General features: G+C 71.9%; 11 protein-coding genes. 10 read left to right on the top strand and 1 reads right to left on the bottom strand.

Going from position 1 to position 8768, the window contains the following annotated elements; genetic code table 11:
* The 7 genes from M3N57_11455 to M3N57_11425 form a co-directional block, all read left to right on the top strand.
* A partial coding sequence (locus tag M3N57_11455; GenBank protein ID MDP9023285.1) for a P1 family peptidase occupies positions 1-694 on the top strand: 694 nt, incomplete at its 5' end.
* Between the two features lie 81 nt (positions 695-775).
* Entirely contained in the window at positions 776-1396 is a 621-nt protein-coding gene (locus M3N57_11450; GenBank protein ID MDP9023284.1) for a uracil-DNA glycosylase, read from the top strand.
* Positions 1393-1938, top strand: coding sequence for a tRNA (adenosine(37)-N6)-threonylcarbamoyltransferase complex ATPase subunit type 1 TsaE (tsaE, locus tag M3N57_11445; protein ID MDP9023283.1), 546 nt, complete (start codon positions 1393-1395; stop codon positions 1936-1938). The genes M3N57_11450 and tsaE overlap by 4 nt, the downstream gene beginning before the upstream one ends.
* Positions 1935-2651 carry a tRNA (adenosine(37)-N6)-threonylcarbamoyltransferase complex dimerization subunit type 1 TsaB gene (gene tsaB / locus M3N57_11440; GenBank protein MDP9023282.1) on the top strand — a complete coding sequence of 239 codons (717 nt, stop codon included), beginning with the start codon at positions 1935-1937 and terminating at the stop codon, positions 2649-2651. The genes tsaE and tsaB overlap by 4 nt, the downstream gene beginning before the upstream one ends.
* A gap of 77 nt (positions 2652-2728) precedes the next feature.
* Positions 2729-3211: a ribosomal protein S18-alanine N-acetyltransferase gene (gene rimI, locus M3N57_11435; GenBank protein ID MDP9023281.1), complete on the top strand. Its 483-nt coding sequence runs from the start codon at positions 2729-2731 to the stop codon at positions 3209-3211.
* 5 nt (positions 3212-3216) lie between these two features.
* The gene (gene tsaD / locus M3N57_11430; protein ID MDP9023280.1) at positions 3217-4260 is read left to right on the top strand and encodes a tRNA (adenosine(37)-N6)-threonylcarbamoyltransferase complex transferase subunit TsaD; all 1044 of its coding nucleotides are present in this window, start codon (positions 3217-3219) and stop codon (positions 4258-4260) included.
* Positions 4261-4289: 29 nt separating this feature from the next.
* The gene (locus tag M3N57_11425) at positions 4290-5105 is read left to right on the top strand and encodes a GNAT family N-acetyltransferase (GenBank protein MDP9023279.1); all 816 of its coding nucleotides are present in this window, start codon (positions 4290-4292) and stop codon (positions 5103-5105) included.
* A 13-nt stretch (positions 5106-5118) separates the two neighbouring features.
* Here M3N57_11425 and M3N57_11420 read toward each other — a convergent pair whose 3' ends face one another.
* The gene (locus M3N57_11420) at positions 5119-5604 is read right to left on the bottom strand and encodes a transcriptional regulator (GenBank protein ID MDP9023278.1); all 486 of its coding nucleotides are present in this window, start codon (positions 5602-5604) and stop codon (positions 5119-5121) included.
* A gap of 424 nt (positions 5605-6028) precedes the next feature.
* Between M3N57_11420 and groES the strand changes: the two genes are divergently transcribed.
* From groES to M3N57_11405, 3 genes are all read left to right on the top strand, one after another.
* Positions 6029-6340, top strand: coding sequence for a co-chaperone GroES (gene groES, locus M3N57_11415; protein MDP9023277.1), 312 nt, complete (start codon positions 6029-6031; stop codon positions 6338-6340).
* 65 nt (positions 6341-6405) lie between these two features.
* On the top strand, positions 6406-8040 hold the full coding sequence (groL, locus tag M3N57_11410) for a chaperonin GroEL (protein MDP9023276.1): 1635 nt from the start codon (positions 6406-6408) through the stop codon (positions 8038-8040).
* Positions 8041-8216: 176 nt separating this feature from the next.
* Positions 8217-8768: hypothetical protein (locus tag M3N57_11405; GenBank protein ID MDP9023275.1), on the top strand; the 552-nt coding region annotated here is incomplete at its 3' end.

Below are 8768 nucleotides of genomic sequence, written 5' to 3'. Positions count from 1 at the left end.
GGGCTACCCGGTCGGTCAGCCGGAGCCGGTCGCGCGGGTCCCGATCGTGGGCGCCGCGATCGTGCTGGACGCGGCCGTGGCGGTCCCCCACGCGCGCCCTGGGGCGGCCGCCGGGCGGGCTGCCTGCGAGCAGGCCACGAGCGCCGATCCGCCCGAAGGTGGGGTGGGGGTCGGTGCGGGGTGCATGGTCGCCAAGGTCGGTGGCCTGGCTCATGCCTGGCGGGGCGGTCAGGGCATCGCCGTGCGGCGCGCCGGTGACGTGGTGGTCGGGGCGCTGGTGGCCAACAACGCCGTCGGCGAGGTCCACGACGAGGACGGCACACCGGTGGCGACGTCACGCGCTCCCCACGGCACCCCCCGCTACCCATACGATGCCGACGCGATCGCCGGTCAGCGCGCGGACGCCGGCGGGCCCACCGGCTCGACCGTCATCGGCTGCGTCGTCACCAACGCCCGACTGGTGAAGAGCGAGGCCTGCCGCGTCGCCGACCTCGCCCACTCGGGCATCGCCCGGGCGGTCCGCCCCGCGCACACCCAGCTCGACGGAGACGCGTTGTTCTGCCTGGCCACCGGGGAGGTCGACGCGACGGTCGACCTGCTCGCCACGCTCGCCGCCGAGGCGGTCGCGGACGCGTGCCGCCGCGGGGTCCGCGCCGCGGTGTCCCGCCACGGCGTTCCCGGCCTCGCGGGGTGAGGGGGGCGCTGGCGGTGGACTAGCATGCCGCGAGCCGTCGTCCCGCTCGGAGTGTCGCCCGTGCCGTCGTCCCGTGTCCCCGTGGACTCGCACCGGTGGACGGTGGTGCAGCGCGAAGCCGAGACGTGCACCCGGTGCGCTCTGCACACGGCCCGCAGCCGGGTCGTGTTCGGCGACGGTGATCCCGCTGCTGAGCTGGTGTTCGTCGGCGACGCCCCGCGCCACAGCGAGGAGCTATCCGGCCGGGCGCTGGCCGGCGCTGCGGGGAACCTCCTCGACAACGTGCTCCTGGAGAACGGGCTGCGCCGCGACGACGTGTACGTCTGCAACCTCGTCAAGTGCCGTCCGCCGGACAACCGTGCGCCCCACGCCGACGAGATCGACGCGTGTCGCCGGCACCTCCACGACCAGCTGCGGCTCGTCGCCGCACGCGTCATCGTGACGCTCGGTCCTGCTGCGGCACAGCTGTTGTTGGGCCGCCGGGTTCCCCTCGAGAAGGTCGCCGGGTACCGGTTCGAGGCAACCGGTGCGACGCTCATCGCGACCTACCACCCGATCGCTGCCCTGCGTGGCAACGCCACCGCCATGGCCGCGTTGCGCCGGGACGTCCGGACGGCGGCGGGGATCCTGACCGGGCGCATCGCATCGGCGCGTGATGCCGTCGGCGAGCTCCGGGAGGGTCAGGGGTCGGTCGCGTCGTGACGGTCGAGGGAGGGCCCCGGCCACAGCGGGAGCTGGTGCTGCGCACCCACGGGCCGGATGACACCCGTGCGCTCGCGGCGACCATCGCCGAGGCGCTGCGGCCCGGCGACGTCGTCTCGCTCAGCGGCGAGCTCGGTGCCGGCAAGACCTGCTTCGTGCAAGGCGCCGCCAGCGCGCTGGGGGTCACCGGCCGCGTGACGTCGCCGACGTTCACCCTGGTGCGGCCCTACCAGGCCCGTTTGCCCGGCGACGATGTCGCTGTCGAGCTCGTGCACGTCGATGTGTACCGCCTCGACCGGCTCCAGGACGTGGTCGAGCTGGGTGAGGACGTCATCCTGGGTGACGACCAGATCACGTTCGTGGAGTGGGGCGACGTCGTCGACGCGATCCTGGCCACCGACCGGCTGGAGGTGGAGCTGCTCCTCGGCGACGCTGACGACGAGCGCATCGTCCGTGTCCGCGGTCACGGTCGCTGGGCCGGCCGCGTCGCGGACGTGACCCCGCAGCTGCAGCGTTGGGCGGTGCAGGAGCCGCATCGGTGATCGTGCTCGCGATCGAGACGTCGACGGCGCGGTCGTCGGTCTGTCTGGCGCAACAGGGCCGGGTCCTGGCGTCCGCCGCTCTGGGGGTCGAGCAGCGTCACGGGGAGTTCGTGGCTCCGGCCATCGACTTCTGTCTGCGTCAGTCGGGCCACACGACCGACGACATCACCGGTGTCGCGGTTGGTGTGGGTCCTGGGCTGTACACCGGGCTGCGGGTGGGGATCGCCACCGCGCGGACGTTCGCGGCGACCCTGCAGCTGCCGGTCGTGGGTCTGTGCGGCCTCGACGTGTTGGCGTTCCAGGTCCGTCACGTGCGCCGGCTGATCTGCGCCGCCCTGGACGCGCGACGCGGCGAGGTGTTCTGGGCCTTCTACCGCTTCGCGCCCGGCGGGGTCCAGCGGGCCACGGAGCTGGGGGTCGGCACCCCCGCCACGCTCGCCGCGGAGATCGAGGGGGCCGGCGAGGAGTGCCTGGTGGTCGGCGACGGAGGGCTGCGCTACGCCGACGTGCTGCACGGCGTCGACGCCGACGTCGCCGGCCTGGAGAACGCCCACCCGGACGCGGCCGACCTCGCCGTCCTGGCCCTGCCGCGCTTCGTGCGCGAGGACACCCAACGCCCCGATCAGCTCCAACCCCTGTACCTGCGGAAGGCCGACGCGCGTCTGGGTTGGGAAGCCCGCGGGCGCCTCCGCGGCGGCCGCCCACAGCGGTGACCGGCGGCCGGCGGTGCGCGCGGCCGGCGCCGGTCGCCCACAGCGGTGACGGCCCCGCCCGGACACGGTTGCGGCCGATGCACCCTGGCGATCTCGATGAGGTCCACGCCATCGAACGGGCCATGTACCCGCGGCCGTGGCCCCGTGAGATGTTCGTGTCGGAGCTGGCTCAGCCCGACACCCGCACTTACCTCGTCGCCGAGCGCCACGGCGCGGTCGTGGGCTACGCCGGGTCGATGCTCGTCGCGGACGCGGCGCACATCACCACGGTGGTGGTTCGAGACGCGCACCGGCGCCGTGGCGTGGGAACCGCGCTGGTCGTGGCTCTGCTGCGTGACGCCCGTCGACGCGGAGCTCAGGCTGCCACCCTCGAGGTGCGCCACACGAACGTCGCGGCACGGGAGCTGTACCGTGGCGTGGGGTTCGTGCCGGTCGGGGTGCGCCCGGGCTACTACGACGACACGGGGGAGGACGCGGTCATCATGTGGCTGCACGACCTGCAGAGCGACGACGTCGCGGCGTCGCTCGCCGCTGCCCGTGCCCGGTCCGGCGGGAGCTGAAACCGGTGCTCGTCCTCGGCATCGAGACGTCCTGCGACGAGACCGCCGTCGGGGTGGTCGAGGATCGGCTGCGGGTCCGGGCCAACGTGGTCGCGTCACAGGTCGAGCTGCACGCACCCTACGGCGGCGTCATCCCCGAGCTCGCCGCACGCGCCCACCTGGACCTCGTCCAGCCCGCCATCGACCGGGCGTTGGTCGAAGCGGGCGCGAACCTCGGTGACGTGGACGCCGTCGCGGTGACCGCCGGTCCCGGCCTGGCCGGAGCGCTGCTGGTCGGTGTCGCGGCCGCGAAGGCACTGGCGCTGGCGCGCGGTCTGCCGCTGGTGGGCGTCAACCACCTGCGCGCGCACGTGGTCGCGGCGCAACTCGAGTACGGCGACCTCGAACCACCGCTCGTGGCGCTGGTCGTGTCCGGGGGGCACACCAGCCTGGTGCGTATGGACGGCGACCGCGCCGGGAGGGCCGCGACGTTCCGCGAGCTCGGTGCCACCCTCGACGACGCCGCCGGTGAGGCGTTCGACAAGATCGCGCGGTTCCTCGGCCTGGGCTTCCCCGGCGGGCCCGAGATCGACCGTCTGGCTCGTCAAGGTGATCCCACGGCCGTGGACTTCCCCAGGCCGCTGTCGCGCGAACGGTCCTACGACTTCTCGTTCTCGGGTCTGAAGACCGCTGTCATCCGCTACCTGCGGCGCCTGGAGGAGGCGGGCGAGCAACCCAACCTGGCTGACGTCGCCGCGTCCTTCCAGGAGGCCGCCGTCGACGTCCAGGTGGACAAGACCCTCGCCGCGGCCGCCGCGGAAGGCGTCACCACGGTGGTGATCGCCGGCGGGGTGGCGGCCAACTCGCGGCTGCGCGCCCGGATGGAGGAGGCCTGCGGTGAGCACGGCATGCGGCTGCTGGCCCCGTCCCCGGCGCTGTGCACCGACAACGGTGCGATGGTCGCAGCGGCCGGAGCGAACCTCGTGGCCGACGGTCACCGCTCACCGCTGGAACTGTCGGTCGACCCGGGTCTGTCGCTGGTCGACGAGCCGCACGGGCCGGCCCCGTGACCGTGCTGTCGCGGACCCGTTGGCGTCGCGTGCGTACCGACGAGGTCGCCGACGTCGCCCACATGCTGGAGACGTGGCCGTGCTCCGCAGGGGGCGCCGCGCGCCACATGTTCGTCCTGTCGACGCTGCGATCGAACGGCCCATCGGTGATGCGTGTCGCCGAGTGGCGCGGCCGGTCGGCGGTGTGCGTCGTGCTGCCCGACCAGCTGATCGTCCCCGCCGGCGACCCACAGGTCCTCGCACGCGCCGGAGTGCCCAACCGCGGGTGGCGCATCATGGTCGGCGACGCTGCCGCCGTCGACGTGTTGCTCGAGCGGTGGGGTAGCGATCCCTCCATGGTGGTCCACCGGCAGCGCTTCCAGCTGGTCGACCCCGACCGGGTCCCCGACGCCGAGGCGATCCCCGACCCGGGTCTGCGGGCGGCGCGACGCGAGGATGTGCCCGGCCTGGCGGAGCTGGCCGTGCAGCTCCACGTCGACGACGGGTACGGCCCACACCCCGGCAGGTCCGGCCACCGGGCGTACCGCGACCGCATGGAGCGGGCGGTCCGCGCCAGCACCGTCGTGTGTGTCGGGCCGCCGGGAGATCCGCTGATCAAGATCGAGCGTGCCGTGGACTGCGACGACTACGGGGTGCAGCTCGCGGGGATCTGCGTGCGTCGCGACCGCCGGGCGGAGGGGTTGGGGCGCGCATCCGTCACGGCCGCCGTCCGCGACGCCCTCCACCGCCACCCCGGTCGGCCGGTCGCGCTGCACGTGCGGGCGGACAACAGGGTGGCGCTGCGGACCTACGCCACCGCGGGCTTCGTCGACCGCGAGGAGTGGCGACTGACCGTCCGCACGTAAGAGCACGCGGCGATCAACGCACGTTGGCCAGCAGCCCCCGCTCATCGAGTCGTTCGACCAGTTCCTCGCTGGTCGTCCCGTACAGAGCTGCGAGCGACCGCAGGTCGGTCTGACGCAGCGTCAAGACCCGGCCGTTGTAGTCCCCACGCTGCGCCTGGATCGTGCCGGCGTACCGCGACACCGGCCGGAACCGGGGCTCGACCTCTTCGTCGTGCAGCCGGGTCAGATCCAACGCGACGCGCGGACGCGTCGGCTCGGGTCGCGGTTCGTCGATGTCCGGCTCAGGCAGCAACTCGCCGACCGGAACGCCGTAGAAGTCGGCGAGCTCGGCCAACTTCGCCAGCGACACCGCCCGATCGCCGCGTTCGTAGGACCCGACCACGACGGCCTTCCAACGCCCGCCGCTGTGCTCCTGCACCTCCTGAAGGGTCAGGTCCTGCTGGGCACGGATCGCGCGGAGACGCTCGCCGAGGCGATGCTGGTACTCCGTCGCGCTGATCACGTCCGCTCCGATCATCGCTCGATCGCACCAACAGTGTCGGACCTGGCGCCCGAGCGCGTGGCGTCGACGTCGGCCGTCCGTCCGGGCAGCGACGACGTTGGACGTGGCGGCGCCGGTCGTTCGTCACGCGCTCGCCGGATCGGATCGTTGCCGGCCAACGGTGATGCGCCGGTTGAGCCGGCCCGCTACCCGATCGTTTGCACTCTCAGAGGGCGAGTGCTAATTTTCCTGCCGTTGGCACCCGCCGGGGAGGAGTGCTAGCGCTTCGAGCCTAGCGGTTCAGGCCCTTGCACTCCAGGCCCTGGCACGTCAGGCCCTGGCACTTCAGGCCCTGGCGCCTGGCAACTCTCGCCGCCCCGCCCGGGGTGGTGTGAACGAAACCTTGCACCACGAACCTTACACCGAACGTACGGAGGGAACGTTGGCCACCACCGCAACGAACGTGCGGGTCCGTCCGCTCGAGGACCGGGTCGTCGTGACCCTGAGCGAGGCTGAGGAGACCACCGCATCGGGGCTCGTCATCCCCGACACCGCCAAGGAGAAGCCCCAGCAGGGCACGGTCGTCGCCGTCGGGCCCGGGAAGCGGTCCGAGCAGACCGGCGAGATCGTGCAGCTGGACGTGCGTGAGGGCGACACGGTGCTCTTCAGCAAGTACGGCGGCACGGAGGTCAAGATCGACGGTGAGGACTACCTGATCCTCTCCGCTCGTGACCTCCTCGCGGTCATCGAGTAGCAGCCGCCAACGACGGGCGCGACACGCCCATCCATCACCCATCACAACAGGAGGCAACGACACCTATGCCGAAGCAGCTCTCCTACTCCGAGGACGCACGACGCCGGCTCGAGGCCGGGGTGAACCGGCTGGCGGATGCCGTCAGGGTCACCCTGGGCCCCAAGGGCCGAAACGTCGTCATCGACAAGAAGTGGGGCGCCCCCACCATCACCAAGGACGGTGTGACGGTCGCCCGCGAGATCGAGCTCGAGGACACCTACGAGAACATGGGTGCCCAGCTCGCCAAGGAAGTCGCGACCAAGACCAACGACGTCGCCGGTGACGGCACCACCACCGCCACCGTCCTCGCCCAAGCCATGGTCCGCGAGGGCATGCGCAACGTCGCCGCTGGCGCCAACCCGATGCTGCTCAAGCGCGGGATGGACGAGGCGGTGCAGCGCGTCGTCCAGGAGATCTCCAACCAGGCTCGAGACATCGAGACCCAGGACGAGATCGCGCACGTCGCGGCCATCTCCGCCAACAACGACGAGGAGATCGGCCGGATCATCGCCGACGCCATGGACAAGGTCGGCAAGGACGGCGTGATCACCGTCGAGGAGTCCCAGACGTTCGGGATGGAGCTCGACTTCGTCGAGGGGATGCAGTTCGACAAGGGCTACATCTCGCCCTACTTCGTCACCGACCCCGAGCGTATGGAGGTCGTGTTCGAGGACCCGTACGTCCTGATCGCCAACCAGAAGGTCTCGGCGGTGCACGACCTGCTCCCCGTGCTGGAGAAGGTGATGCAGGCCGGTCGGCCGCTCGTCGTGATCTCCGAGGACGTCGAGGGTGAAGCCCTCGCGACGCTCGTGGTCAACAAGATCCGTGGCACCTTCCAGTCGGCTGCGGTCAAGGCTCCCGGCTTCGGTGAGCGCCGCAAGGCGATGCTCGCCGACATCGCGATCCTCACCGGCGGCCAGGTCATCTCCGAGGAGGTCGGTCTCAAGCTGGAGAACGCCACGATCGACCTGCTGGGTCGTGCCCGCAAGGTGGTGATCACCAAGGACAACACCACCATCGTCGAGGGCGCCGGCTCCGATGAGGACATCAAGGGCCGCATCAACCAGATCAAGGCCGAGATCGAGATCTCGGACTCCGACTGGGACCGCGAGAAGCTGCAGGAGCGCCTGGCGAAGCTGTCCGGCGGGGTGGCCGTGGTCAAGGTCGGTGCCGCGACCGAGACCGAGCTGAAGGAGAAGAAGCACCGCATCGAGGACGCGCTGTCGGCGACCCGCGCCGCGGTCGAGGAGGGCATCGTCGCCGGTGGCGGCACGTCGCTGCTGCACGCCGAGCGGGCGCTGGACAAGATCGACCTCGAAGGGGACCTGCGCACCGGGGCCATGATCGTCCGGTCGTCGCTGGCCGAGCCGCTGCGCTGGATCGCCAACAACTCGGGCCTCGAAGGCTCCGTCGTCGTGGAGAAGGTCCGCGACATGAAGGTCGGCGAGGGCCTCAACGCCTTGAGCGAGGAGTACGGCGACCTGGTCAAGCAGGGCATCATCGACCCGGCCAAGGTCACCCGCTCGGCGCTGCAGAACGCCTCGTCGATCGCGGGGCTGCTGCTCACGACCGAGGCGCTGGTGGCCGACAAGCCCGAGCCGAAGACCAACGGCGCAGGTGGGGGTCACGATCACGGCATGGGCGGCGGCATGGACTTCTAGTCGCACCGGCCTCACCGAGGCGCAACACGCACGACCAGAGGGCCCGCCGCGCGGCGGGCCCTTCTGGCATGGGCAGACCCGACGGCGCGCGTGCCGGGTGACCTCCGTGCGTCTCAACACGGGCCACCCATGCGGGCCGAGGTACGACCGCGCCGCCATGGCTACCCTCGCCCGCCATGCGTCGTGTCGCCGCCTTGTTCGCTGCGCTGTCCGCGGTCGTGGGTGTGGCCTGCGGACCGGAGACGTCCACGGCCGCTGGCGACCGTGTCAACGACATCCGCCGGGCGCGGGCTGTGCTCACCGAGCCGCTGGAGCGCGTCGGGACGCTGGCGATGACCCTGACCCGCGACGTCACCGCCGTCCGGCTGGGTGACCCGCCGGACCCCGCCGAGCGGCTGGCTGCGCTCGACGCCGTCCGGGCAGGGGTGTTGAACGACCTGTCGACCGCGTCGGCCGAGCTGGCGGATACCGACGTGGTGGGCTCGGGTCCGGCCATGGTCGACGCTCGCGCCGCACTCGCCGACGTCACCGCCGCTGCGGACGCTGTGGCGGCGGGCGCCCGCGCGGACCTGGAGTTCGTCGCGACGCTCGCCTCGGCAGATGCCGAGCTCGCCCGGCTGATGGCCGTGTGGGATCAGCCGGGTTCCCGTCGCGAGCAGCTGACACGGCTCGCCGAGGCGGCCGACGCGGCCGGCGAGCTGGCCGTACAGCTGCGCGCAACCGACGAA

The sequence above is a fragment of the Actinomycetota bacterium genome (assembly GCA_030776725.1).
Lineage (GTDB): Bacteria > Actinomycetota > Nitriliruptoria > Nitriliruptorales > JAHWKO01 > JAHWKW01.
This window is presented reverse-complemented; position numbering and strand designations above follow the sequence as displayed.

Excerpts from the sequence above, each read along its gene's own strand:
- rimI (MDP9023281.1), top strand. The coding sequence starts at position 2,729 with ATGCACCCTGGCGATCTCGATGAGGTCCACGCCATCGAACGGGCCATG.
- groL (MDP9023276.1), top strand. The coding sequence starts at position 6,406 with ATGCCGAAGCAGCTCTCCTACTCCGAGGACGCACGACGCCGGCTCGAG.